The following is a 24,649-nucleotide window of genomic DNA, read 5'->3' on the forward strand; positions in this document are numbered from 1 at the left end:
GCGAGACGGATCCGGGGGCCGTCCTCGTGCGTCGGAACCCGTGTGAGGCCTTCTTCCGTCCCTCCCCGGCTCGTCGCCGTCCCCCGGTGGCCCGACACCACGACCGCCCGGTTCGGCGACGACCCGGGCTGGCAGGTCGACGGGGTCGACCCGCCGGTGCGGGCGCTGCTGACCGCGCTCGCCGCCCCGACCCCCACCGCCTCGCCGCTGGCCGACGCGGTGGCCCGCGGCGCCCGGCCCGAGGACACCGCCGCCCTGCTGGCCGACCTGACGGCCGCGGGCCTGCTGCGGCCGACCCCCGACGAGGGGCACCGGGCGGCCTACGTCCGGGTGCACGGCGCGGGGCGCCTCGGCGTGGCGATCGCGACGGTGCTGGCCCGCGCCGGGATCGGCCGGGTGGCAGTCCGGGCGGGCGGGACCGTGGGGCCGGACGACCTCGGCACCGGACTGGAGCCCGGTGACGTCGGTCACCCGGCGGTGCTCGCCGCGGCAGCGGCCGTGGCCCGCGCCGACCCCGCGGTCGCCGTCGCCGAGCCGTCCCGGCGTCGTCCCGAGCTGGTCGTCCTGACCGGCCCCGCGACCACCGACCCGACCGTGACCGGCCCGCTGCACGCGCGGCACCAGCCCCATCTCGCGGTCGCGGCCGGCGATCCGGTCGGCGTCGTCGGCCCGCTCGTCCTGCCGGGGCGGACGTCCTGCCTGCGGTGCGTCGCCCGGCACCGGGCGGACGGCGGCGACCCGTGCCCGCCGGCGTCCGCCGTCCCCGTGTCGATCGCCGCGGCCACGACCCTCGCGGGGCTCGTCACCGGCGCGGTCCTCGCGTTCCTGCAGGGGCGGTCGGGACTCCTCGGGGCCGCCGACGAGATCGACGCGGCGATCGGGTCGATGCGCCGTCGTCCGTGTCCGGCCCATCCCCGCTGCCCGTGTGACGGCGCACCTCCGCGCGCCCCCGAGGTGCGGGCGGGGGAGAATCGGGGGCGTGTCCGATGACATCCCGCGCCGCACGGTCCAACGCTCCGCGCGCCTGGCGTCGCTGCCGCTCGGGTTCGCCTCGCGCACGGCCGCGGGCTGGGGCCGCCGTCTCGCCGGCGGCGACGCGAGCGAGATCTCCGCCGACGTGGCCCGCAAGGGCGCCGAACAGCTCTTCGCCGTCCTCGGCGAACTCAAGGGCGGCGCCATGAAGTTCGGGCAGGCGCTGTCGGTGTTCGAGGCCGCCGTGCCCCCGGAGCTCGCCGAGCCCTACCGCGAGGCCCTGACCCGGCTGCAGACCGCCGCTCCCCCGATGCCGACGGCGCGCACCCACCGCGTGCTCGCCGAGCAGTTCGGGCGCGGGTGGCGCGAGCGGTTCCGCGAGTTCGACGACACCCCGGCCGCCTCGGCGAGCATCGGCCAGGTGCACCGCGCCGTGTGGGGCGACGGGCGCGAGGTCGCAGTGAAGGTGCAGTACCCGGGCGCGGAGGAGGCCGTCATGGCCGACCTGCGCCAGCTGCAGCGCTTCGCCCGCGTGATCCAGCCGATGGTCCCCGGCATGGAGATCAAGCCGCTGCTCCAGGAGCTGCGCGACCGCATGGCCGAGGAGCTGGACTACCGCGACGAGGCCGACGCCCAGCGCGCGTTCGCCGCTGCCTTCGAGGGCGACGAGCACGTCGTGGTGCCGCGGGTCGTCGCGTCCGCGCCGAAGGCCATGGTGTCGGAGTGGATCTCCGGCACCCCCCTGTCGCAGGTCATCCGCGTCGGGGAGCCGGAGGAGCGCGACCGCGTCGGCACCCTGCTCTCCACCTTCCACTTCTCCGCGCCCGCCCGGGTCGGGATGCTGCACGCCGACCCGCACCCGGGGAACTTCCAGGTGCTGCCCGACGGTCGGCTCTGCGTCATCGACTTCGGCGCCGTCGCCCGCCTGCCCGAGGGGCTGCCGCACGAGCTGGGCCACATGCTCGCGCTGTCCGTCGAGGACCGGGCCGACGAGCTGCTGGACCTGATGCGCGACCTCAACTTCGTGCTGCCCGACACCGACATGACCCCGGAACGGGCGATGGCCTACCTCGGGCCGCTCGTGGACCCGCTGCGCACCGAGAAGTTCCACTTCACGCGCGAGTGGATCCGCGGGCAGGCCGAGCGGCTCGGCGACCTGCGGCGCCCGGAGTTCGAGACGGGCCGCGGGCTGAACCTCCCGCCGCAGTACCTGCTCATCCACCGCGTGACGCTCGCCTCGGTCGCGGTGCTCTGCCAGCTCGACGCCGAGATCGCGCTGCGCTCCATCTTCCGGGACTGGCAGCCGGGCTTCGACGTCTGACCTCGTCCCACCTGCGTGAGGGGAACCCTCGGGCGCTCTCGTGGCCCGAGGGTTCCCCTCACGCGGGACGGGGCCGGGGCGTCACGCCACACCGGCCGCCGCCCGGGCGGCCGCGATCTCGGCGTCGCGCGCCAGGTCGGCCTTCGACGGCCGACCCCGCGGACGCTTCCGCGCGATCACGGCACCACGGTCGAGGATCTCGCCGCCCCATACCCCGGCGAACTCGCGGCGCTCGAGGGCGCCGGCGAGGCAGGCGCGCCGGATCGGGCAGGCGGCGCAGAGCACCTTGGCCTGCTCGAGCTCGGACGGGCTCTCGGAGAACCACAGGTCGTCGGGCTCCGTGCGGCACGGCAGGGAGACCGACACGGGTTGGTCGAGGGCGGCGGGCACGGAGAACATGGGTCGGACCTCCAACGGCGGGTGTCTCGGGGTGGTCACCCGGACCGCGGAGCCGTCGTCGGAGTGGGACGACGAAGGCCGCGAACCGGAGTGGGTCCGCGGCCTGGGAGAGCGTGGTCGGTCAGTCCTGGGGCTGACCGCCGCTCGGGCGCGGACTCTGCGGGGCGAGATCGACGTGACGCTGCGGGTCGGGCGAACCGGCCGGGCGGGAGCCGGGGAGACCCGACATCGGGATCCCTCCCGTGGTCACCGGACCCGACGGCACGGCCGCGAACGCGCGGGTGCGCACCAGCTGCGCCCCGACCGCGACGCGGTCCCACCGGCAGACGTGTGCCGTCGCTCGCTGCGCGAGGACGGCGCCGGAGACGGGTGTGCCCGTGGACAGGAGCTTCATCGCGGTGCACACCCCCCTCGTCTCGCCCCGGCACCTGCTGCGCCGGAGTGGTTTCGAACCTAGGGGCCCTCCTGCGGGGCCCGCAACGGAATTACCCGGAGATCCGTCCCCGGAATGTCAGCCGGCGTGGTCGCGCACCATCGTGAGCACGTCCTCGCCGTAGCGCTCGAGCTTCGAGGCGCCGATCCCGGGGATCGTGACCAGGCCCTTCGTGTCCTGCGGGCGCTGTTCGGCCAGGGCCACCAGCGTCGCGTCGGTGAACACGACGTAGGCCGGCACGGAGCGCTGCTTGGCCTCGTTCGACCGCCACGTACGCAACGCGTCGAGCAGCTCGACGTCGACGTCGGACGGGTGCTCGGTGCAGCGCCCGATCTTCTGCGCCGCCGCGTCGCCGAGGGCCTTCCCGCAGATCCGGCACGCGGCGCGCGCCACCTTGGCCTTCGGGCCGCCGTCGACCCCGGTGCCGGGCTTGCGGGCGGCGGGGTGGTTCTCGGGCACCAGCCCGTAGAGGAAACGGCTGCGGCGCCGGGACCGCCGCCCGCCCGACTGCCGGGCGAGCGCCCAGGAGATCCGCAGGTGGACCCGGGCCCGGGTGACACCGACGTAGAGCAGGCGCCGCTCCTCCTCCACCGCCTCGTCGTCGCCGTCGGCGTGCTGGATCGGCAGCGTGCCGTCGACGAGCCCGACGAGGAACACCGCGTCCCACTCCAGGCCCTTGGCGGCGTGCAGCGACGCGAGCGTGACGCCCTGCACCGTCGGCGGGTGCTGGGCCTGCATCCGCGTCGACAGCTCGGCGAGGAACCCGCCGAACGTGGCCTCCGGGAGCGCCTCGACGAGGTCGCTCGCGAGTTCCGCGAGCGCGCGCAGCGACTCCCAGCGCTGGCGCTGCGCGCCGTCGGACGCGCTGCCCGCCGGCGGGGTGTCGGTGAGGCCCTGCTCGCCCAGCGCCGCCCGCACGGTGGTGACGACGTCGGCGCCGACGACCGCGTCGGGCCCGCCCTCGAGCCGGCCGCCGAGGGTCCGCAGCGCCGCGATCGCGTTCTTCACCTCGGTGCGCTGGAAGAACCGCTCCCCGCCGCGGACCTGGTAGGCGATCCCGAGGTCGGAGAGCGCCTGCTCGTAGACCTCGGACTGCGCGTTGATCCGGAACAGCACCGCGATCTCGGCGGCGGGCACCCCGTCGTCGATGAGTTCCCGGATCTGCTCCGCGACCGCGACCGCCTCGGCGGGCTCGTCGTCGTGCTCGGCGAAGTCCGGCGCCGGCCCGGGCGGCCGCTGGCCCTCCAGGCGCAGTCGGCTGCCCGCCGCACGGCCCCGCGCGGCGCCGATGACGGTGTTGGCGGCCGCGACCACCTGGGGGGTGGACCGGTAGTCGCGCACCAGCCGGACCACCTCGGCGTCGGGATGACGGCGGGGGAAGTCCAGCAGGTAGGACGGGCTCGCCCCGGCGAACGAGTAGATGGTCTGGTTGGCGTCGCCGACGACCGTCAGGTCGTCGCGGCCGCCGAGCCAGGCGTCGAGCAGTCGGTGCTGGAGCGGCGTGACGTCCTGGAACTCGTCGACGACGAAACAGCGGTACCGCTCGCGGAACTCGTCCGCGACCTCGGCGGTCTCCTCCAGCGCGCCCGCCGTGTGGATCAGCAGGTCCTCGAAGTCGAGCTGTTCCGCGCGGTTCTTGAGCTGCTCGTAGCCCGCGTAGACCGCGGCGACCTGCTCCGCGGGGGCGGGGGTGTCGCGCTGGGCCGACGCGACGGCCTCGACGTAGCGGTCCGGCGCCACGAGGCACGCCTTCGACCACTCGATCTCGCTCGCGAGGTCGCGCAGCGACTCCCGGTTGGTGGCCGCCCCGGCCCGCTGGGCGGCCTGGCCCACGAAGCGCACCTTGTTCTCCACGAGCGGCCACACCTCGCCGCCGACCGCGCGGGGCCAGAAGTAGCGCAGCTGGCGCAGCGCCGCGGCGTGGAACGTCCGGGCCTGCACCCCGCCGACGCCGAGGTCCCGCAGCCGGGTGCGCATCTCCCCCGCCGCCCGGGCGGTGAAGGTGACCGCGAGGACCTGGCCGGGCCGGACCTGCTCGGTGCGCGCGAGGTGGGCGATCCGGCGGGTGATCGTGCGGGTCTTGCCCGTCCCGGCCCCGGCGAGCACGCAGACCGGACCGCGCGGGGCCACGACCGCCGCCCGCTGCTCGGGGTCCAGTCCGTCGGTCGCACTCCGGTCCACCGCCACGCCCGTCATCGTCTCAAGCGGGTCCGACACCGTGGGGCCCGACCGGCCCCTCCGGTGGCAGGAAGTCCGCTCCGTCAGCGGGCCCGTCGTCGGAACTGCCCCGGGGTCTCCCCCGCGAGCCGGGCGAACTGGCGGGTGAACGCGGGCTGGTCGTAGAAGCCGCAGGCCAGCGCCACCTCCGCGAGCGGGAGGTCGCCACCGGTGAGCAGCGAGCGGGCGCGGTCGATCCGTGCCCGGAGGACGAACTGGGTCGGCGCGAGCCCGAAGACCGCCCGCATGCGCCGTTCCAGGGCCGAGGTCGACATCCCCGCCGTCGACGCCATCTCCTCGAGCCGCGGCGGGTCCTCGACCCGGTCCGCCACGAGGTCGACGACCCGGGCGAGCGCCGGCATCGCAGGGTCGGTCTCGTCGGCGGACCGGAGATCCTCGGACACGCTGACGACGCCGACCACCGCGCCGCTCGCGAGGACCGGCACCTTCGTCGTGACGTACCAGCCGGGCACCCCGCCCTCGCGGCGGATCAGCTCCAGCTCGTGGCGCAGCGTGCGGCCCTCGGCCAGCACGCGCGCGTCCTGCTCCTCGTACCGCTCGGCGAGCGCCGGGACGAACAGCTCCCCCGCCCGGCGGCCCACGACGCCGGCCCGGTCCCGCTGGTTGGTGCGCCGGACGAAGGCGTCGTTGACCGCGGTGTAGCGCCCCTGCGCGTCCTTCGCGCAGAACATCACGCCGGTGAGCTCGGCGAACAGCGCGAGGAGGGCGTCGGCGGGCAGGTCCACGCTGTCCATCCTCGTTGGCGGGTCCCGACGGCGGGGGCGCCGGATTCGGACAAGAGGAGTGTCGGACCCCGGGTGCACAGTGAGGACATGAGCGAGCAGGTGGTGGGAGACGGAGCGCAGCGGAGCTCGGCCCCTGTGGTGGTGGGGGGTCTCGACGAGGCGCTGGTCGGGCGGGCGGTGGCGCGGGCGGACCGGTGGGCCGACGCGAGCGACGACGCCGGGCACGACGCGGCGACCCGGCGGCTCGCCTCCCTGGTGCACGATCCCGCGGGCGTCGACTTCGCGATGCACTTCGTCGACCGGGTCGCCCGCCCGGAGGACGACGCGGTGGCCGCTCGGGAGCTGGCCCGCATCGCCGGTCGCGGCGCCACCCTGCCGGGGTTCGCCACGGCCCTCGACCGTCTCATGCTGCGGTCCGGTGCGGCACTCGCCCCGCGGCTGCCGCGGCTGGTCGTCCCGCTCGCGCGCCGCCGGCTGCAGCAGCTGGTCGGTCACCTCGTCGTCGACGCGTCCGGCCGCGCGCTGGGCCGTCGCCTCGCCGCCGCCCGCAAGGACGGCTTCCGGCTCAACCTCAACCTGCTGGGCGAGGCGGTGCTGGGCGAGGACGAGGCCGACCGGCGGCTCGCGCGCACCCTCGAGCTCATCCGTCGGGACGACGTCGACTACGTCTCGGTCAAGGCGTCGTCGGTCGCGAGCCAGCTCGTGCCGTGGGACCTCGAGGGCAGCCGTGACCGGCTGGTCCGCCGGCTCACGCCGCTGTTCGTCGCGGCACGGGACCACGGGGTCTTCGTGAACCTCGACATGGAGGAGTACAAGGACCTCGACCTCACGGTCGCGCTGTTCACGGCGCTCCTCGACCAGGAACTGCTGCGGGGCTACTCCGCGGGGATCGTCCTGCAGGCCTACCTGCCGGACTCAGTGGCGGCGCTGGAGCACCTCGCCGCCTTCGCCCGACGACGGGTCGACGCGGGCGGCGCGCCGGTCAAGGTCCGGCTGGTCAAGGGCGCGAACCTCGCGATGGAGCGGGTCGACGCCGCCCTGCACGACTGGCCGCAGGCGCCGTACGCGACGAAGGCCGAGGTCGACGCCAACTACGTCCGGCTCCTCGACCACGCGCTGCGCCCGGAACGAGCCGACGCCCTGCGCATCGGGGTGGCGAGCCACCACCTGCACCACGTGGCCCTGGCGGTGGAGCTGGCGGGTGCCCGCGGGGTCTCCGCGCAGATGGACGTCGAGATGCTGCAGGGCATGGCGCCGGCCCAGGCACGGGCGGTGGCCGCCGACCTGCCGGACTCGGGCCTCGTGCTCTACACCCCGGTGGTGCACGCCGAGGACTTCGACGCCGCCGTGAGCTACCTGGTGCGGCGCCTGGAGGAGAACGCCGGGCAGGAGAACTACCTGTACGCGATGTTCTCGGAACAGGGTCCGGGGTCCTACCTCGACCGGTTCCGCGCCTCGGTGGCCGACCGCGACCACATCGCCGCCACGCCGCGTCGGACGCAGGACCGGTCGACCGAGGTGGTCGGCCCGTTCCCGGCGCGGTTCCGCAACGAGCCCGACACCGACCCCTCGCTCGGAGCGAACCGGGACTGGGCGCGGCGCGCCGTGGCGGCCGCACCCGCCGTCGTGGCCGCGCCCGAGCTGACCGAGCCGGCCGCGGTCGACGCCGTGGTGGACCGGGCGGCGTCGTCGACGTGGGGCACGGTGGCGCCGGCGGAGCGGGCGCGGCTGCTGCGGGAGGGCGCCCGCGCGCTGGCCGCGGCGCGCACCGACCTGCTGACGACGATGGTGCACGAGGCGGGCAAGACCGTCGCGGAGGCCGACCCCGAAATCTCGGAAGCCGTCGACTTCGCGGCCTACTACGCCGACCGGGCGGAGGAGCTCGACCCGGCACGGTTCACGCCGGACCGGGTCGTCGTCGTGACGCCGCCGTGGAACTTCCCCGTCGCGATCCCGCTGGGCGGCTGCCTCGCGGCACTGGCGGCGGGGGCGGCCGTCGTCATCAAGCCCGCGCCGCAGGTCCGGGCCTGCGCGGAGGTCGGTGTCGCGGCCCTGCACGCCGCCGGGATCCCCGCGGACGCCCTGCAACTCGTCCACACCGACGAGGGCGACGCGGGCCGGCGGCTCGTGACGCACCCCGCGGTGGACCGGGTCGTGCTCACGGGCGCGAGCGAGACCGCCGCCCTGTTCCGCTCGTGGCGGCCCGAGCTCGCCGTCGTCGCGGAGACCAGCGGCAAGAACGCGCTCGTCATCACCCCGGGCGCCGACCCCGACCTCGCGGTCGCCGACCTCGTCCGGTCCGCGTTCGGGCACGCCGGCCAGAAGTGCTCGGCGGCGTCGCTCGCCATCCTGGTGGGGCCGGTGGGTGACCCGCGCTCGAAGGTCGGCCGCCGGTTCCGTCGCCAGCTGGTCGACGCCGTGCGGACGCTGCGGGTCGGCCCGGGCACGGACCTGTCGAGCACGATGGGCCCGCTCGTGGGCGACCTGTCGCCGAAGCTGGAGCGGGCGCTCACCACGCTCGAGGACGGCGAGACGTGGCTGGTGGAGCCCCGCCGGGTGGGTGACGCGCAGTGGACTCCAGGAGTGCGTGAGGGCGTGGCGCCCGGCTCGTGGTTCCACCGCACCGAGTGCTTCGGCCCGGTCCTCGGACTGATGGCGGCCGGGTCGCTGGACGAGGCGATCGCGTGGCAGAACGCGACCGGGTTCGGGCTCACCGGCGGGCTGCACTCGCTCGACCGGGACGAGATCGGGCACTGGATGGAGCGGGTCGAGGTCGGGAACGCCTACGTCAACCGGCACATCACGGGGGCGATCGTGCAGCGTCAGTCGTTCGGGGGCTGGAAGGGCTCGGTGGTGGGGCCGGGCGCCAAGCCGGGCGGACCCAACTACGTGGCCCAGTTCGGCACCTGGACCGACACGGCCGCGCCGGAGGCCGCACCGATCGGGCGCGAGGCGTCGGAGCTGCTCGCCGCGGTGGCGTCGTCGGTGCCGGCCGCGGACCTGACGTGGCTGCGCGCGGCGGCGGGGTCGGACGCGTTCTGGTGGCGCGAGGAGTTCGACGTGGAGCACGACCCCACCGGCATTGCCGCGGAGGCCAACGTGTTCCGCTACCGGCCGCTGCCGGGGCTGCGGGTCGTGGTCGGCGAGGGCGCCACGGACCGGGAGGTCGTGCGGCTGCGGCTGGCCGGGGCGTGTGCCGGGGTGCCGGTCGCCGACGTGACCCCCGAGGTCGTCCCGGAGCCGGGCGAGCGGCTGCGCGTGGTCGGATCGGCGACGGAGGCGCTGCGCCGGCGGGCGGGCGAGGTCGGGGCGACGCTGGTGGAGGGCCCGGTGCTCGCCGACGGTCGCCGCGAGCTGCTCACCGTGCTGCGTGAGCAGGCCGTGAGTGTGACCCGTCACCGCTTCGGACACGTGGAAGCCTGACGCGCTCCCGTGCGTTGTGCCCCACATGGCGCAGATGACGATGTACACGACCAGCTGGTGCGGCTTCTGCCGGCGGCTGAAGAGCCAGCTGGACCGCGAGGGGATCGGCTACTCCGAGGTCGACATCGAGCGCACGCCCGACGCCGCGGAGATCGTCACCCGGATCAACGGCGGGAACCGCACGGTACCGACGGTCGTCTACCCCGACGGCACGGCCGCGACCAACCCGAGCTTCGGCGAGGTGAAGACCGCCCTCGCGAAGGCGGAGGCCGCCTCGGGCGCCTGAGTCCGTCGGCCCATGCTGAGCGAAGGGCCCCTCCGGTCGATCTACTCGACCGGAGGGGCCCTTCGCTCATTCCGGGGTCGGCCGACGGCGCGCCGACGATGTGGCGTTCCTGCCACTGGATGACAGCGGTTCAAAGGAGCACGCCGATAGGGCTTCGCTGTCACGAGGAGGGGATCAGCCCGCCGCCGCCCACGCCTCGAGCATCGCGCGCGCGATCGACACCCCGCCGGGCAGGATGAGCTCGCGGTCCTCGCCGGCCTCGAACGCCGTGCCGCCCACGCCGTGGGCGCCGCGCGGACCATCGCCCTCGCGGGTCATCCAGTCGCCCGCGTCGAGGGCCGCGCGCAGTTCGTCCCGCGTGACCCAGCGGGCGTTCTCGATCTCGCCCTCCTGGAGCTTCAGCGTCTCCTCCGGGTCGGCCACGGCGGAGAAGCCGATCATCAGCGAGCGCGGGAACGGCCAGGGCTGCGAGCCCAGGTAGGTGATCGTCGAAACCGTGACCCCGACCTCCTCGGCGCACTCCCGCGCCACGCACGCCTCGAGCGACTCGCCGGCCTCGACGAAGCCCGCGAGCACCGAGTAGCGGCCCGCCGGCCAGATCGGCTGACGCGCGAGCAGCACCCGGTCGGCGCCGTCGTGGACCAGGCAGATCATCGAGGGGTCGGTGCGGGGGTACTCCTCGTGGTCGTTCGCCTCGCACAGCTGCGCCCAGCCGGCCTTGATCGACCGCATCGGCGAGCCGTCGCGGGTGCAGAACCGGGCCCGCTCCTGCCACGACAGCAGGGCCACCGCCGTCGTCAGCAACCCGGCGGAGTGGGCGTCGAGGTCGCCACCGGACATCCGCAGGTCGCGCCACAGCTCGGTCGAGGAGAACCCCGAGCCGGCGTCGTTGGAGGCGTCGGCGTCCGGCACCCGCACGCCCCAGTAGACGGTGCCGTCCTCCGCGCCCAGCAGGACCGCGCCCTCCGGGATGGACGTGCCGAACTCGCGGGACGGCACGTCGACGACGCGCAGCGTCCCGTCGGGCTGCTCCTCGACCGGGGTGCGGCCCTGCGGGTCGACACGCACCACGCGGGCGAGCGGCCACGTCGACGCCACGTGGTCCGGGTCGTCGCGGACCTGCTCGCGCCGGTCGACCGTGGAGCGCGAGAGCCGGGGCAGGGAGTCGAGGTGGAACGCCGCGCGCATGTCGGGGCCCGCGGTGGGTGCAGAGGTCACGGAATCCTGATACCACCCAGGGCCCGCAACGACTCCGCCGTCGTGGCGGCGTCGGCCACCACCACCCCGGTGAAGCGTGACGGGGCGAGGAACTCCGCGGCCGCCGCGTGCACCTGCTCCAGGGTCACCGCCTCGAGGCGCTGCGGGTGCTCGCGCACCCACTCCGGGTCGAGCCCGACCCCGGCCAGCCCGGCCAGCGTCGACGCCAGCCCGGCCTGGGTGTTCATGGAGATGAGCAGCGAGCCGACGGCGTACCGGCGCGCGGACTCCAGCTCCGCCGCGTCGGGCGGGACGACGGCGGCCCGGCCGAGCTCGTAGCGCATCTCGAGGAGCGCGGGCGCGGTGACCTCGGAGGCGCAGTCGGTCTCGACGAGCAGGGCGGCGCCGTACGGGTCGAACTCCAGCGACGACGACGCGTGGTAGGTGTAGCCCTTGTCCTCGCGCAGGTTCTCCACCAGGCGCGACGAGAAGTAGCCGCCGAACGCCAGGTTGGCGAGCTGCAGGGCCGGATACCGCGGGTCGGTCCGCGGGACGGCGGCCGCGGAGAGCCGCAGCTGGGACTGCACCGCGCCGGGCCGGTCGACCAGCAGCAGCTCGGAACCGTGCAGCTCGGGCAGCGGCGGCAGGAGCCCGGCGTCCCCGGGGGTGTCCCACGCCGCCAGGGCCGCGTCGGCGGCGGCCACGGCCGCGTCCGGTTCGAGGTCGCCGACGAGCACGAGCACCGAGCCGCGCGGCACCACGTGGCGACGGTGCATGACGAGCAGGTCGTCCCGGGTCACGGCGGCCACGTCGGCGACGTCGGGCATCTCCCGGGTGACCGGGTGGTCGCCGTAGCGGTGCCGCTGCAGCGCGCGCCGGGCGATCACCGAGGGCTGCGCGGAGGCCACCTGGATGCGCTCGGCGAGACGCTCCCGCTCCCGGGCCACCTCCTCGTCGGGATAGGTGGCGCCGGTGAGGACGTCGGCGATGACGTCGAGCAGCGTCGGCAATCCGTCCGCGAGGGCGTGGCCGGCCGCGGCGAGCCGCTCCGGGTCGACGGAGAAGCCGATCTCGCCGCCGACGCCCGCGAGGTCGTCGTCGAGGGAGACCCGGCTGCGGCGCGTGGTGCCGGAGAGCACCGTCGAGGCGAGCACCTCGGCGACGGCCGCGTGCGTCGGGCGCTCGGCGTCCTCGCCCGAGAACGGGATCCGCAGGCGGGCCTCGACCATCGGGACGCCGGGCCGGCGCACCGCGATGACCCGCAGGCCCGTCCGCAGGACGGTGTCGGTCTCCTCGGGGGCCGGGACCTGCGGCTGCGGCCGCAGCGGGGGCAGGTCCCGGGGCCCGGCCGGGGTGCGGCCGATCTCGGCGGCCGAGCGGCGCTCGGCGGGCGAGGGAGCGGTGGGGGGAGACGCAGCGGAGCGGAGCTCGACCGTAGATTCAGCGCTCATGCGGACGCTCCGGGGGTGAGGACCAGCAGGGCACGGGCGTCGGGGCGCAGCGCGTCCGCCGCGGCGGCCACCGCCTCCGGGGTCACGGCCGCGATCGCCGCGGGCAGCTCGTCGGAGAGCTCCGCCCGGCCGTGGAGCAGCTCGGCCGAGCCGAGGGCGAGCATCCGGTTCATCAGCCGGTCGTGCTCGCGGTGCAGCGCACCCGCCCAGCGGGCCGTGACCCGTCGCAGCTCCTCGGGGTCGGGGCCGCGCTCGCCGAGGACCAGCACCTCGGCGTCGACGGCGTCGACGACCTGCCGCGGGTCGACGGTGTCGGGGTGGACGGCGGTGATGGTGAAGGTGTCCGGATCGCGCGCGTCGAGCGGCGCCCCCATGAGCCCGGCCGAGGCGGACACGTCGGTGACCAGCCCGTCGCCGTAGACGAGGCGCTGCGTGAGCCGCGCGGCCTCCCCGTCGGTGAGCAGGCTGCCGAGGACGGCGTGGGCGAGGTAGCCGGCGAGGTCGGTGCCGGGGTCGGGCAGCCGGTAGCCCATGGCCAGCGCGGGCAGCGGGGCGTGGGCGTCGACGACGGACTCCAGGCGCTCGCCGTCGGGGGCGGGCTCGCCGAAGGACGGTCGGGCCGGAACCGGGCGGGCGGGGATGTCGCCGAAGTGCCGGGACACCAGCCCGGCGGCGTCGTCGGGATCGAAGTCGCCGACGACGGTCAGCACCGCGTTGCCGGGCGCGTAGTAGGCGTCGAAGAAGGCCGCGGCGTCGTCGAGGGTGGAGGTCTCGAGGTCGGTGAAGTCGCCGTAGCCGTTGTGGGCGTTCGCGAAGGTCGAGTACAGCACCGGCGGCAGCAGGATCCAGGGGAATCCGCCGTAGGGCCGGTTGAGCACGTTGAGGCGGATCTCCTCCTTCACCACGTCGATCTGGTTGCGGAGGTTGTCCTCGGTGAGCTTCGGGGCGCGGAGCCGGTCGGCCTCGAGGAACAGCCCGCGCTCGAGCGCGCCCGCGGGGAGGATCTCGAAGTAGTCGGTGTAGTCCTGGTGGGTCGACCCGTTGAACACCCCGCCCGACCCCTGCACGTGGCGGAAGTGGGCGAGCTTCTCCAGGCTCTCGGAGCCCTGGAACATGAGGTGCTCGAAGAGGTGCGCGAACCCGGTGCGGCCCTCCGGCTCGCTGCGGAACCCGACGTCGACGTGGACGGCCACCCCGACGACGGGATTGGTCCGGTCCGGCGCGAGGAGCACCCGCAGACCGTTGTCGAGCGTCAGGCGCTGTCGCTGCTCCGGCGGGGCGGAGGTGGGGGCCGTACTCACCCCCCGACCCTAACGGCGGGGGCGGTCCCGCTGGGCGGGGACGGCGCGCACGGCGGGTCGGCGGCCCGGACGACGGGTCGCCGCGCACGCCCGCCCGCGGGCCGGACGGGCCTCCGGGCGACGCCCCGGACGGGCCGCGCGGGCCGGCCGGCGCTGCTGCCGGCTCAGCGCGACGACGAGCGACCCGGCGCCGAGGGCCGCGGCGACGGCCAGCGCGAGCTCGAGGCGGGCGACGAGCGGGGACACGCTCTCGCCCGCCGCGTCGGTGGCGGTGCGGGTGGCGCCGGCGCCCGTCCCCACGACGGCCAGCGGGCCGGTGATCGCCCCGTCCGCCGGGACCGCGACGGGGACCGGGAAGCCCGGGTTGCGGCCACAGCCGTCGAGCGTGGCGTCGCGGCGCACGCCTCCGACCTGCAGCGTCACGCGGTCGTGCGGGTCGGCGGACAGGCACGAGGCGGTGGCGGTGACCACGGCCGTCGTCGTGATGGGCGGGGCCACCGGGGCGGCGGCGGGCGCCGGGCCGAGCCCCACCGCCTGCGCGAGCGCGGGCACGCGGGGCACGACCAGCGCCACGACGGCCATCGCCCCGAGGGCGAGCGCGATCAGCAGCACGAGCGTGCGGGTGGCGCGGGGATCACTCTCGGCGGCCCGGGGTCGCGCGAGCGAGGAGGCGCGGGACGCGAAGCCGTCGACCGTGAGTGACACGGCTGACATTCTGCTCACGCCACGCCGGACCCGTTGGAGGGATCCCCACCCCTTACCCGGCGCGACCGACTGGTACACCGGCACGCTGCGCGGCCGTCCCGACCGGCCGAGCCGCCACCGGGTCGGCCGCAGCCCGCCGGGCGCCGGGTGTCACCGCGTGCCGTCCACCCCCGTGGCCTCGACGGAGGCCGCCCACAGCCACTCCGCGGCGTCGGGATCGATGGCATAGGGCATCACGCCGCGGGGATAGCCGCCGCGCGAGTCCGGCGGCACCAAGGTGTCCACCGCGATCGCGACCTCGCAGTCCTCGAGGTACACCCCCGAGAGGTCGGCGAGCTGCGGGCCGGTCGCCGCCCACGTCTCGGTCGCCGCGCCCTGCTCGGGCGTCTTCAGCGCCGCCGCGGCCGGCCCGGGGTTGCCGTCCTCGTCCTTCCACCCCAGCGCGACCATCTCCGCGAGCGGGAGGTGACGCTGCAGCGGCGTCATGATCCCGCCCGGGTGCACCGCGAAGGCGCGGACGCCGCGGGCGGCGAGCCCGACCGCGAAGAGCACGTTCGCCGTCTTCGACTGGCCGTATGCCTGCCACTTGTCGTAGTCGCGGTGCTCGTAGTGGACGTCGTCGCGGTGCAGGTCGGAGAAGTGGTGGCCGCGGGAGGACACCGAGACCACCCGGGAGGAGTCGTCGAGCAGCGGCAGGAGGCGGTTCACCAGGGCGAAGTGGCCGAGGTGGTTCGTCGCGAGCTGCCGCTCCCAGCCGGGCCCGACGCGCTCGAGCGGGCAGGCCATGACGCCCGCGTTGTCGATCAGCATGTCGATGCGGGCGCCCTCGGCCAGGCGGCGGTCCGCGAAGGCGGCGACCGAGTCCAGATCGGCGAGGTCGAGCTCGTCGGTCGTCACGCCGTCGAGGCCGGCCAGGGCCTCCGCCGCGACGTCCGGACGACGGGCCGGGACGACCACGCGGGCCCCTGCCGCCGTCAGCGCCTTCGTCGCCTCCAGGCCGAGACCCGAGTAGCCGCCGGTGACGAGCGCGACGCGCCCGCTCAGGTCGAGACCGTCGAGGACCTCGGCGGCCGTGGTGGTCGCACCGAACCCGGAACCGATCGGGGTCTGCTGCGCAGTGATCATGCGGTCGACGCTAGGTCTTCGAGCGCGCTCGAACGCAACACCGTCCTCCGTGGCAGGAAGGCTGTCACCGGGTGTGGCGCTCCCCCAGGAGCCGCCAGAGGTGGGCGACCGACTCCGCGCCGCGCAGCAGCAGCGGGAGCACCGCACGCTCGTCCGGGGCGTGGATGCGGTCGCCGGGGAGCATGACGCCGAGGAAGGCCAGCGGGGCGTCGAGCGCCGTCGTCAGGAGGGCCTCGGGACCGCTCCCGCCCTCGCGCGCCGGGAGCACCTCGGCGCCGAGCGCGAGCCCCATCGCCTCGCGGATCGAGGCGACCAGCGGGGAGCCGAGGTCACAGATCAGCGGCGGGACGCCGGGGCCGCCGGTGGACACCTCGGCGTCGATCCCGGCCGGCACGCGGTCGGCGACGAACCGCTCCACCAGCGTCTTGATCCGCGCCGGGTCCTGCGCGTCGACGAGCCGGAAGGTCATCTTCAACGTCGCCGTGTGCGGGACGATCGTCTTGTGGCCGGGGCCGGCGTAGCCCCCGTGCAGGCCGTTGACCTCGGCGGTCGGGCGCGCCCAGAGCCGCTCGTAGGTCGTCCAGCCGGCCTCCCCGGAGGTCGCCATCGCGCCGGCCGCCGACCCCGCGAGCCACGCCGGCTCGTCGAAGGGGAGCGCCGCCCACGCGGCCCGCTCCTCGGCCGTCGGCTCCCGGACGTCGTCGTAGAAGCCGGGCACCGCGACGTGCCCGTCGGCGTCGTGGAAGGCGGCGACGAGGCGGGCGAGCTCGGTGACGGGGTTGGGGACGGCGCCGCCGAACTGGCCGGAGTGCAGGTCCACCGACGCGCCCCGGTAGACGACCTCGAGGTCGACCAGCCCGCGCATCCCGCAGCACACGGTGGGGGTCTCGCGGTCGACCATGCCGGTGTCGGTCACGACGATCTCGTCGCAGGCCAGCGCGTCGCCGTGCGCAGCCAGCAGCTCGGCGAGGTGCGCGGACCCGGACTCCTCCTCGCCCTCGACGAGCAGCTTGAGCGACACCGCGGGGGCCGTCGCACCGGTCGCGGCGAGGTGCGCCCGCACCCCGAGCAGCACCATCGCGATGTGGCCCTTGTCGTCGGAGGCGCCGCGGCCGCGCAGCTCCTCCCCCACCACCTGCGGCTCGAACGGGGCGAAGGACCAGCCGTCCCCGAGGTCGGCGGGCTGCACGTCGTGGTGGCCGTAGACCAGCACGGTCGGCGCGTCCGGGTCGGCGGCGGGCCAGTGCGCGTACACCGCGGGCAGTGCGGCCGTGTCGTCCCCGTCCCCCGTCGCTGCGCTCGCCCGGCCCCAGACCTCGACGGTCGGCCACCCGTCGCGCCGCAGCGTCGTCGCGAGCCACTCCGCCGAGCGCGCCACATCGCCGTGGTGGCCCGGGTCGGCGCTGATCGAGGGGATCCGCAGCCACTCCGAGAGCTCGGCGACGAAGGCGTCGGCCCGGGCCGCCACCTCGGTCTGCTCGACGGTGCCCGACAGGGGTTCGACGGTGCTGGTCACGCACCCACGCTAGCCCCGTCGGTGGGCCACGATGCCCGGGTGAGCTTCTCCCGCCCGCCGGCCTTCACCACGCGCCCGACCCTGGAGGGCACCGTCGGGATGGCGGCGTCCACCCACTGGGCGGCCTCGGCGACCGCGATGGGGGTGCTCGAGCGCGGCGGCAACGCGTTCGACGCGGCCGTCGCCGCCGCCTTCGTCCTGCAGGTCGTCGAGCCCCACCTCAACGGCCCCGGCGGGGACCTGACGGCGGTCTTCACGACGGCGGGTGACCCGACTCCGCGGGTCCTCGACGGCCAGGGCTCGGCGCCCGCCGGAGCGTCCGCGGCCCGGTACCGCGACGAGGGCCTCGACCGGGTGCCCGGGGCGGGCGCGCTCGCCGCGGCGATCCCCGGCGCCACCGACGCGTGGCTGCTCCTGCTGCGCGACCACGGCACGTGGGAGGTCGCCGACGTCGTCGGGCCGGCCGTCGGGTACGCCCGCGACGGCTTCCCCGCCGTCGCCCGCGTCGGGTCGACGGTCGCCGCGGTGGCCGACCTGTTCCGCGAGCACTGGCCCTCCAGCGCCGCCCTGTGGCTGCCCGACGGCCGTCCGCCCGCCCCCGGTCAGGTGCTGCGCAACCCGGCCTGGGCGGACACCCTGGACCGCCTCACGGCGGCCGCGCAGGGCCCGACCCGCGAGGCCCGCGTCGACGCGGTGCGCACGGTGTGGGCCGAGGGGTTCGTCGCGGAGGCGGTCGAGGCGTTCTGCCGGACCCCGCACCGGCACGCGTCGGGGACCGACCACGCCGGGGTGCTGACCGTCGCCGACTCCGCCGGCTGGCGGGCGTCGGTGACCGACGCGGCCGTCGGGACCTTCCGGGGGTACCGGATCGCGAAGACCCCGCTGTGGGGGCAGGGCCCCGCCCTGCTGCAGATGCTCGCGCTCCTCGAGCCGGACCCGCCGGACCCGTCGACCGCGGAGGGCGCCCACCGGGTCCTCGAGGTGATCAAGCTCGCGCAGGCCGACCGGGAGGCGTGGTTCGGCGACCCGTCACCGGTGACGCTCGCCGAGCTGCTCGACCCGGCCTACCTCGCCCGGCGGCGGGCGCTGATCGGCGACGAGGCCTCCCCCGACGTCCGGCCCGGCCGGGTCGGCGGGCGCGAGCCGCGGATGGCGGAGTTCGCGACGGCGGGGGTGGCGCCGGGAGTGAGCCTCGGCTCGGCGGTGGGTGAACCCACCGTGACCCTGGAGGGCGAGCCGGGCACGAGCTCGCACGGCGAGATGCGCGGCGACACGTGCCACGTCGACGTGGTCGACCGGTGGGGCAACCTGGTGTCGGCGACGCCGTCGGGCGGCTGGCTGCAGTCCTCCCCGACGATCCCCGGGCTCGGGTTCGCACTCGGCACCCGCCTGCAGATGACGTGGCTCGAGGAGGGGCTGGCCTCCACGCTGACGCCGGGCCGGCGGCCGCGCACCACGCTCACGCCCACGCTGGTGCTCGACGAGGGCGGACCCGTCGTCGCCCTCGGATCGCCCGGCGGGGACCAGCAGGACCAGTGGCAGCTGCTCTACCTGCTGCGGACGCTGGTCGGGGGCTGGTCGCCCCAGGCGGCCATCGACGCGCCGGCCTTCCACACGACGTCGTCGCCGGGGTCGTTCTGGCCAAGGGACCGTGAACCCGCGGGCGCCGCGGTGGAGGACCGGCTCGGCGACGCGGTCATCGCGGGGCTGGAGCGGCGGGGCCACCGGGTGACGCGGGCGGGCGACTGGTCGCTCGGGCGGCTGTCGGCGGTCGGGACCGACCGCGACCGCGGGGTGCTGTGGGGCGCGGCGAACCCCCGGGGCATGCAGGGCTACGCGGTGGGAAGGTGATCGACATGGCCTTCCCGCTGCGTCGCCGCCGTCGTCCGTCCCCCGAGGCGTCGGCGGCCCTGCTCGCCTACCCGCTGCTCGGCATGGGGGTCCTGCACTTCGCGGCGCCGGCCCCGTTCGACGCGCTGGTGCCGCCGTGGATCCCGGGCGGGGCGCGGTTCTGGACCTACGCCAGTGGCGTCGCCGAGCTCGCCGTCGGGACGGCCGTGGCGGTGCCGCGCACGCGTCGGCTGGGCGCGACGGCCGCGGTCGGGCTGTTCCTCGCCGTGTTCCCGGCCAACGTGCAGATGGCCTGGGACTGGCGGCGCCGATCCTGGCCGTGGCTCGCGGTCGCGCTCGGGCGGCTGCCGCTGCAGTACCCGATGGTCACGCACGCGCTGCGGGTGCGCGCGGACGCCTGACGGGGGGGTCGGGCGGGAGACGCAGCGCAGCGGAGCTCGACCCGGGGCGGACGGGAGACGCAGCGCAGCGGAGCTCGACCCGGGGCGGACGGGAGACGCAGCGCCGCGGAGCTCGACCCGGGTTCAGGCCGGCAGGCCGAGCACGTCCGCGGGGTCGTGGCGGCGGGCGAGGGCGGCGAAGCGGGCCTCGTCGGTGTCGGCGGGCTCGGCGGCGAGCAGGGCCGGGCCGGCCCCGTCGGGGTCGAGGACGATCTCGGTGACCACGCCGACCGCCTCCGGGCGGCACCGGAAGGCCCACCACAGCTCGGGGTCCGGGTGGGCGCCCGCGAGGTGGTGCACGGTCCCGTCGCCGGTGACCAGCGTGACGCCGCGGAGCCCGCCGGCGCCGGGGGCGTCGGCGACGGTGTCCGGGCGGCGGGGCACCCGGACGGTGCCACCGCTCGCGCCGACGACCCGGCGGACCTGCGACCAGGCCGCCCCGACCCCGGCGTGGACCAGCCCGTCGCGGCGGACCACGCGGTCGGCGCGGGTGAGCGAGAGCGCGACCGTGGGGCGGGCCGACCGGCTCGGCGGCTGCGCGGTGTGCGGGTCGAGGACCACGACCTCGGCGTCGTGCTCGTTCGCCCAGGTGAGCGTGGCCACGACGTCGGGGGTGCCGGTCGCGCCGACCACCGCGATCAGCCGCGACGGCGGACGACCGATCGACGTCGTCCGCAGCAGCTCGACGGCCGCGTCGGCCGTGTAGGGCGGGAGCACCGGGCCGTGGACGAGGTCGCCGAGCTCCATGGCCGCACGGGCCACGCGGCCGGCGGCGCCACCACGGTGCGGGCGCGGACTGATGGTCACGCCCGGTGCATCGCTCCCCGACCCGGAAGGGTTATCCGGATTCCCCCATCGATCGGGTGAGGATCGCGTGCGGGTCGTGTCGCCGCACCAGGTCCGCGAACCGCCTGCGGTCCGCGGCGGTCCCCGCGGGCCGTTGCTGCAGCGTCGCGACGTCCCACGGGTCGAGGACGACCTCGGTGAGGACGCCGATCCGCTCGGGGTGCGCCCGGTGGGCCCACCACAGGTCGGGGTCCCCGACCCCGGCGCCGAGCCGGTGCACGGTCCCGTCCCCGGTGACGAGGACGACCCCCCGTTTCGTCACCGACCCGACGCCGTGGGCGACGAGCCCGGGGCGGTGCAGCAGGGCCCGCGGCCCGGGCCCGCCGGACGCGGCGGTGCGGTGGCACGCCGCCCAGGACGCGCCGACGCCGGCACGCAGCGTCCGGGTCGACGGGTCGAGCGTCACCCGGTCGATGCGACACAACGAGATCGCGAGCACCGGCCGGGTGCCCGCGGGTCTGCGGCCGCCCGGCAGGGCGGGGCGGTGCGCGCGGGGGTCGAGCGGCACGACCCCGACGTCGTGCGCCCCCGCCCAGGAGACGGCGGCGGCGACGTCGTCGGTGCTCGTGGCGCCCACCACGGCGAGCAGTCGCGGCAGGGTGCCCACCGCGGGATCGGTGGCGAGCTCGACGGCCGCGTCGATCGTGTACGGCGCGTGCACCGGGCCGTCGAGCAGCGGCTCGAGCTCCGCGGCCGCCCGGCCCGCCCTCCCGGCGCGGGGTCCGCGCCGGGGAGGCAGCTCCTGCGGTCCGAGGGTCATGACGTCTCCCCGGTCGTCGACCCGACGGTGTCCACCGCGTCCTCGCCCACCGCGTCCCCGCCTACCGTGTCCTCACCGCAGCCCGAGCCGCCGGCCGCCGAGCACGGCGTCCGGATCGGTCCGGGCGACGACCGCGGCGAGCCGCGCCCGTCCGTCGTCGTCCCAGCACGCCCCGGGACGCGCGGTGATCGTCTCCGGGGAGGCGTAGTTCGCCGGGACCGTGCCCGCCGACCACCGGGCGAGGGCGTCGACCAGCCCGAGCCCGAGCGGCGGGACCACCGTCGCCAGCTCCGGCACCATCGGCGCGACCACCCCGACGGCGTAGGGCGCGCGGGCGGCGACGCCCTGGGTGCCGCGCAGCGCCTGCCCGCCGGTCTGCCGGAGCTCCACGACGACCACCGGCAGCTCGCGCTGCGGCCCGGCGATCTCGAGGACGGTGTCGATCGTCTCGCGAGTGATCTCGCGCAGGTACCCGCCCGTGATCCACGACGGCATCGGGTCGGTCGGGTCGCAGTGCACGGCGTCGATCGCGGCCGAGGGCCGCTCGTCGACCAGGTCGACGATCGGGGTCGCGACCCGCCGCATCGGCGCGAGGATCTCGAGGCCCTCGATCTCGGGCCCGAGGTGCCAGACCCGCAGGTGCACGACGGTCCGGCCGCGCAGCGGCGGCGGTGCGGCGTCGAGGTCGGGCATGCGCAGGATCGCGATCGAGGTGGTGGTGTTCTCCCCGAGCCGGGCCTGCCACGCCCGCCAGGCGTGCAGGACGGCGGGGGCGTCGGCGGCGTCGTAGAAGACGGCGCCGCCGTAGAAGCGGGACACCTCGATGAGCTCGACGGTCATCTCGACGACGATCCCGGCCGCGTCCTTGCCGCCGAGCATCGCGTCGAAGTGGGCGTCCCCGCGCGTGAGGTCACGGATCTCGCCCTCCCCGGTGACGACCCGCATCGACCGGACCTGGTCGGACCCGAGACCGAAGCGGCGGACCATCGGGCCGATCCCGCCGCCGGTGCAGAAGCCGACGACGCCGACGTCGCTGGACGAGCCGCTCACGCCGGTCAGGCCGTTCGGGGCGGCCGCCTCGAGGACGCGCGCCCACTTGACGCCGGCGCCCACGGTGACGGTGCGCGCAGCGGGGTCGACGTCGCAGCGGTCCAGGCGCCGGGTGGAGACGATCAGGGTGCCGCGGTGGGAGAAGTCGGCGTGGCCGGTCGCGACGACGGCGACCCCGAGGTCCCGCGCCCGGGCCCACCGCACGGCCGCGGCGACGTCGTGCGCGTCGGTGGCCCCGACGACGCCGACCGGCTCGTGCACCGGCGCGAGGTTGAAGCCCGCGAGCTCGGTGACGACCTCGACCTCCCCCGGATCCCACACGGGTCCGGACACGCCTCTGCGCAGCTCGACGAGGTCGTCGTTGGCGGTGATGGGGGCAGCAAGCTCGGTCATCTCGACTCTCCGTGATCGCACCAGGGCCACTCGGGCGAGTGGCCGGTGCCGATGACGGTATGGGTTCTACCGAGAGTGACACAAGACGCAGTTCTGCGGTGGATCTGGCACGGAGAGTGGCGGGAAGGCGCTACGTTCCGTGTCCGGTCGGGCTGCGACCGGCCGTGGTCAGCCGCGGGGGCGGATCGTGGCGTTCGGCAGCGCCGGGGCGTGCAGCCGCGCCGTGCCGCCGTCGCGGCCGACGTACCCGACGACGTGGCCGTACCGCGACTCCGGGTCGTCCTCCCAGGCCGCGCGGAACGCCGCGATCTCGTCGTGGGACCGGCCGACGAAGTTCCACCACATGACGATCTGCTCCCCGAAGGGCGTGCCGCCGAGCAGCAGGATGCGCGCCGGCTCGTCCCCCGGGTTCGTCAGGTCGAGCCGCTCGCGCCCGGGGGCGAGGTAGGCGAGCTCCGCGGCCGCCACCGGGTGGCCGTTGACGCCGAGCCGCCCGGTGTCCACCAGCACGCCGTGCTCGAACGTGGGGTCGAGGTCCAGCCCCACCGAGGCGTGCGGCTCGAGCAGGAGCTCCGCGCCGAGCAGCGGGCTGAAGGTCTCGACGGGGCTCGTGACCCCGGCGAGCTCGCCGAGGAACACCCGCAGCGTGACCCCCATGAGGTCGACCGCGTCGGGGGCGTGGTGGGCGAAGGCACGCGGGGTGTCGCGGTGCGCGTCGGGCAGGGCCAGCCACAGCTGCGCGCCGTGGAGCACGGTGGTGTCGGGCGTCGAGACCTCGGAGTGGCACACGCCGTGCCCGCCGGTCATGAGGTTCAGCTCACCGGGCCGCACGATCGCGTGGACCCCGTGGGAGTCGCGGTGCTCCACCTCGCCGGTGAACAGCCAGCTGACGGTGGCCAGCCCGGTGTGCGGGTGCGGCGCCACGTCCATGCCCCCGGACACCGCGACGTCGTCCGGCCCGTAGTGGTCGAGGAAGCACCAGGCGCCGATGAGCGACCGCCGCCGCTGGGGCAGGGTACGGCGGACCGTCATCGCCCGCGGCCCGCCCAGCGGGACCTCCCGCGGCGTCAGGATCTCGACGACGTCGTCCGGCGGCTCGCTGCCGTCGCAGCGGACCTCGTCGGGGGCCGTCTCGACGTTGCTCACCCCCCGATCATCCCCCTCGCCGAGCCCCGGTCGCCAGCACCCGTGCGGCGACCCGACCCGCCCTCGCCGCGAGTGGCACCGGGGGCAGCTCCTCGGCCTCGCGGGCGTGCCTCGCGTGCGGGGACACGGCCGTCGCCGTCCGTGGGGTACTCCCCCGTGACCACGGCCCGGCGCACCGGAGCGCGGCCGCGAGTCCGGGAGGCCCGCCATGAGCTGCTGCGACGATCTCGACCCCGTGAGCGGGACCCGGTCCCCCGGCCCCTGGCAGCGCCGCTTCGGCGACCTGACCCTCACCTACCTCCCCGACGCGACGCTCGAGCTGGTGCCCACGGCCTTCTTCTCGACGAGCACTGGGGCGGACTGGGACGGGCACCCGCAGCTGGTCGCTCCCTCCGGCCGGCTGACGGCGGGCGCCGGGGCGTTGCTCGCGGAACTCGGCGGGCACCGCCTGCTGCTCGACGCGGGGGCCGGGCCGGTCTCCCTTGGCGAGGACGACACGCCCCCGCCGATCGGCACGATCACCTCGGGAGGCCTGCCGCAGTCCTTCTCGGACGCCGCGCTGGACCCGGACGCGATCGAGTTCGTGGCCGTCACGCACCTGCACTTCGACCACGTCGGTTGGGCCTCCGCGGCCGCCGTCGAGCACGGCGAGAGCCTGTTCCGGCGCGCGACGTGGTTGCTCGGCGAGGGCTCGGCGCCCGGTGACGAGGCAGCGGAGCGGCCCGCCGACCACGACGGGCGCTCCCGGCTCGTCGGCGACGGCGAGGAGGTGCTGCCGGGCATGCGGGCGTGGGCGCTGCCCGGACACCTCCCGGGACACACCGGCTGGGTGCTCGACACCGGCGACGGCCGCCGCGTCATCGCCTTCGGCGACGCCGTCCACAGCCCGGCCCAGATCCAGCACCCGGACTGGGACGTGGCGGTGGACGACGAGACCGACGTCGCCCGGGAGTCGCGCCTCCGGCTGTTCGAGGAGCTGTCGCGGGAGGACACCATCGGCTACGGGGTGCACTTCGCCGACCGCCAGCTCGGGTCGATCCGCGACGGCCACTGGCACCCCCTCTAGGGCCG

Annotated in this window: 21 protein-coding genes; 7 read left to right on the forward strand and 14 right to left on the reverse strand. The window is 76.0% G+C overall.

The window, feature by feature from the left end; all coding sequences use genetic code 11:
• The first annotated feature begins 42 nt into the window (after positions 1-42).
• Positions 43-990, forward strand: a complete 948-nt coding sequence (locus A3CO_RS34355; protein ID WP_018335129.1) for a ThiF family adenylyltransferase — start codon at positions 43-45, stop codon at positions 988-990.
• On the forward strand, positions 980-2,293 hold the full coding sequence (locus A3CO_RS0125690) for an ABC1 kinase family protein (protein WP_018335130.1): 1,314 nt from the start codon (positions 980-982) through the stop codon (positions 2,291-2,293). The genes A3CO_RS34355 and A3CO_RS0125690 overlap by 11 nt, the downstream gene beginning before the upstream one ends.
• An 81-nt stretch (positions 2,294-2,374) precedes the next feature.
• Here the strand turns inward: A3CO_RS0125690 and A3CO_RS0125695 are convergent, their stop codons facing one another.
• The 4 genes from A3CO_RS0125695 to A3CO_RS0125710 all read right to left on the reverse strand — a co-directional run bounded on the left by A3CO_RS0125695 (position 2,375) and on the right by A3CO_RS0125710 (position 6,097).
• A complete protein-coding gene (locus A3CO_RS0125695; RefSeq protein ID WP_018335131.1) occupies positions 2,375-2,692 on the reverse strand; it encodes a WhiB family transcriptional regulator in 318 nt (105 codons plus the stop codon).
• 121 nt (positions 2,693-2,813) lie between these two features.
• On the reverse strand, positions 2,814-3,086 hold the full coding sequence (locus A3CO_RS0125700; RefSeq protein ID WP_157647851.1) for a hypothetical protein: 273 nt from the start codon (positions 3,084-3,086) through the stop codon (positions 2,814-2,816).
• A gap of 117 nt (positions 3,087-3,203) precedes the next feature.
• Positions 3,204-5,321, reverse strand: coding sequence for an ATP-dependent DNA helicase UvrD2 (locus A3CO_RS0125705; protein WP_026205014.1), 2,118 nt, complete (start codon positions 5,319-5,321; stop codon positions 3,204-3,206).
• A gap of 65 nt (positions 5,322-5,386) precedes the next feature.
• Entirely contained in the window at positions 5,387-6,097 is a 711-nt protein-coding gene (locus A3CO_RS0125710) for a helix-turn-helix domain-containing protein (RefSeq protein ID WP_018335134.1), read from the reverse strand.
• A 78-nt stretch (positions 6,098-6,175) separates the two neighbouring features.
• On the opposite strand from A3CO_RS0125710, the gene A3CO_RS0125715 reads away from it, so the two are divergent.
• Positions 6,176-9,511 carry a proline dehydrogenase family protein gene (locus tag A3CO_RS0125715; protein ID WP_084682199.1) on the forward strand — a complete coding sequence of 1,112 codons (3,336 nt, stop codon included), beginning with the start codon at positions 6,176-6,178 and terminating at the stop codon, positions 9,509-9,511.
• Between the two features lie 25 nt (positions 9,512-9,536).
• Positions 9,537-9,797 (forward strand): mycoredoxin, encoded by a 261-nt coding sequence (locus A3CO_RS0125720; RefSeq protein WP_018335136.1) that lies wholly within the window; start codon positions 9,537-9,539, stop codon positions 9,795-9,797.
• Between the two features lie 174 nt (positions 9,798-9,971).
• Here the strand turns inward: A3CO_RS0125720 and nudC are convergent, their stop codons facing one another.
• The 6 genes from nudC to A3CO_RS0125750 all read right to left on the reverse strand — a co-directional run bounded on the left by nudC (position 9,972) and on the right by A3CO_RS0125750 (position 17,092).
• Positions 9,972-10,985 (reverse strand): NAD(+) diphosphatase, encoded by a 1,014-nt coding sequence (gene nudC / locus A3CO_RS0125725; protein WP_018335137.1) that lies wholly within the window; start codon positions 10,983-10,985, stop codon positions 9,972-9,974.
• A 26-nt stretch (positions 10,986-11,011) separates the two neighbouring features.
• Entirely contained in the window at positions 11,012-12,445 is a 1,434-nt protein-coding gene (locus A3CO_RS0125730; protein ID WP_018335138.1) for a M16 family metallopeptidase, read from the reverse strand.
• On the reverse strand, positions 12,442-13,746 hold the full coding sequence (locus tag A3CO_RS0125735; protein ID WP_018335139.1) for a M16 family metallopeptidase: 1,305 nt from the start codon (positions 13,744-13,746) through the stop codon (positions 12,442-12,444). Before A3CO_RS0125735 ends, A3CO_RS0125730 begins: the two co-directional genes overlap by 4 nt.
• A 9-nt stretch (positions 13,747-13,755) precedes the next feature.
• Positions 13,756-14,451 carry a hypothetical protein gene (locus tag A3CO_RS0125740; protein WP_026205017.1) on the reverse strand — a complete coding sequence of 232 codons (696 nt, stop codon included), beginning with the start codon at positions 14,449-14,451 and terminating at the stop codon, positions 13,756-13,758.
• A gap of 150 nt (positions 14,452-14,601) precedes the next feature.
• On the reverse strand, positions 14,602-15,573 hold the full coding sequence (locus A3CO_RS0125745; protein WP_425393426.1) for an oxidoreductase: 972 nt from the start codon (positions 15,571-15,573) through the stop codon (positions 14,602-14,604).
• A gap of 67 nt (positions 15,574-15,640) precedes the next feature.
• The gene (locus A3CO_RS0125750) at positions 15,641-17,092 is read right to left on the reverse strand and encodes a M20/M25/M40 family metallo-hydrolase (protein ID WP_018335141.1); all 1,452 of its coding nucleotides are present in this window, start codon (positions 17,090-17,092) and stop codon (positions 15,641-15,643) included.
• A gap of 99 nt (positions 17,093-17,191) precedes the next feature.
• Here A3CO_RS0125750 and A3CO_RS0125755 point away from each other — a divergent pair, with 99 nt between their 5' ends.
• Both A3CO_RS0125755 and A3CO_RS0125760 read left to right on the forward strand, forming a co-directional pair.
• Positions 17,192-18,943, forward strand: coding sequence for a gamma-glutamyltransferase family protein (locus A3CO_RS0125755; RefSeq protein ID WP_211214570.1), 1,752 nt, complete (start codon positions 17,192-17,194; stop codon positions 18,941-18,943).
• A gap of 5 nt (positions 18,944-18,948) precedes the next feature.
• Positions 18,949-19,344: a DoxX family protein gene (locus A3CO_RS0125760; RefSeq protein ID WP_051086102.1), complete on the forward strand. Its 396-nt coding sequence runs from the start codon at positions 18,949-18,951 to the stop codon at positions 19,342-19,344.
• Between the two features lie 123 nt (positions 19,345-19,467).
• Here the strand turns inward: A3CO_RS0125760 and A3CO_RS0125765 are convergent, their stop codons facing one another.
• From A3CO_RS0125765 to A3CO_RS0125780, 4 genes are all read right to left on the reverse strand, one after another.
• On the reverse strand, positions 19,468-20,190 hold the full coding sequence (locus A3CO_RS0125765; RefSeq protein WP_157647852.1) for a hypothetical protein: 723 nt from the start codon (positions 20,188-20,190) through the stop codon (positions 19,468-19,470).
• Positions 20,191-20,221: 31 nt separating this feature from the next.
• A complete protein-coding gene (locus A3CO_RS0125770) occupies positions 20,222-20,989 on the reverse strand; it encodes an FAD-binding oxidoreductase (RefSeq protein ID WP_018335145.1) in 768 nt (255 codons plus the stop codon).
• 72 nt (positions 20,990-21,061) lie between these two features.
• Positions 21,062-22,432, reverse strand: coding sequence for an FAD-binding oxidoreductase (locus A3CO_RS0125775; protein WP_018335146.1), 1,371 nt, complete (start codon positions 22,430-22,432; stop codon positions 21,062-21,064).
• Between the two features lie 168 nt (positions 22,433-22,600).
• Positions 22,601-23,578 carry a pirin family protein gene (locus A3CO_RS0125780; RefSeq protein ID WP_018335147.1) on the reverse strand — a complete coding sequence of 326 codons (978 nt, stop codon included), beginning with the start codon at positions 23,576-23,578 and terminating at the stop codon, positions 22,601-22,603.
• A gap of 235 nt (positions 23,579-23,813) precedes the next feature.
• Here A3CO_RS0125780 and A3CO_RS34360 point away from each other — a divergent pair, with 235 nt between their 5' ends.
• The gene (locus tag A3CO_RS34360; RefSeq protein ID WP_018335148.1) at positions 23,814-24,644 is read left to right on the forward strand and encodes an MBL fold metallo-hydrolase; all 831 of its coding nucleotides are present in this window, start codon (positions 23,814-23,816) and stop codon (positions 24,642-24,644) included.
• The last annotated feature ends 5 nt before the right edge of the window (positions 24,645-24,649 follow it).

The sequence above is a fragment of the Actinomycetospora chiangmaiensis DSM 45062 genome (assembly GCF_000379625.1).
In the GTDB taxonomy this organism is placed as follows: Bacteria; Actinomycetota; Actinomycetes; order Mycobacteriales; family Pseudonocardiaceae; genus Actinomycetospora; species Actinomycetospora chiangmaiensis.

What these genes read in the sequence shown, in the direction of transcription:
- A3CO_RS0125695 (WP_018335131.1), bottom strand. Translation starts at nt 2,692, where the DNA reads ATGTTCTCCGTGCCCGCCGCCCTCGACCAACCCGTGTCGGTCTCCCTG.
- A3CO_RS0125700 (WP_157647851.1), bottom strand. Translation starts at nt 3,086, where the DNA reads ATGAAGCTCCTGTCCACGGGCACACCCGTCTCCGGCGCCGTCCTCGCG.
- A3CO_RS0125705 (WP_026205014.1), bottom strand. Translation starts at nt 5,321, where the DNA reads ATGACGGGCGTGGCGGTGGACCGGAGTGCGACCGACGGACTGGACCCC.
- A3CO_RS0125710 (WP_018335134.1), bottom strand. Translation starts at nt 6,097, where the DNA reads ATGGACAGCGTGGACCTGCCCGCCGACGCCCTCCTCGCGCTGTTCGCC.
- A3CO_RS0125715 (WP_084682199.1), top strand. Translation starts at nt 6,176, where the DNA reads ATGAGCGAGCAGGTGGTGGGAGACGGAGCGCAGCGGAGCTCGGCCCCT.
- A3CO_RS0125720 (WP_018335136.1), top strand. Translation starts at nt 9,537, where the DNA reads ATGGCGCAGATGACGATGTACACGACCAGCTGGTGCGGCTTCTGCCGG.
- nudC (WP_018335137.1), bottom strand. Translation starts at nt 10,985, where the DNA reads ATGCGCGCGGCGTTCCACCTCGACTCCCTGCCCCGGCTCTCGCGCTCC.
- A3CO_RS0125730 (WP_018335138.1), bottom strand. Translation starts at nt 12,445, where the DNA reads ATGAGCGCTGAATCTACGGTCGAGCTCCGCTCCGCTGCGTCTCCCCCC.
- A3CO_RS0125755 (WP_211214570.1), top strand. Translation starts at nt 17,192, where the DNA reads ATGGCGGCGTCCACCCACTGGGCGGCCTCGGCGACCGCGATGGGGGTG.
- A3CO_RS0125760 (WP_051086102.1), top strand. Translation starts at nt 18,949, where the DNA reads ATGGCCTTCCCGCTGCGTCGCCGCCGTCGTCCGTCCCCCGAGGCGTCG.
- A3CO_RS0125770 (WP_018335145.1), bottom strand. Translation starts at nt 20,989, where the DNA reads ATGACCCTCGGACCGCAGGAGCTGCCTCCCCGGCGCGGACCCCGCGCC.
- A3CO_RS0125775 (WP_018335146.1), bottom strand. Translation starts at nt 22,432, where the DNA reads ATGACCGAGCTTGCTGCCCCCATCACCGCCAACGACGACCTCGTCGAG.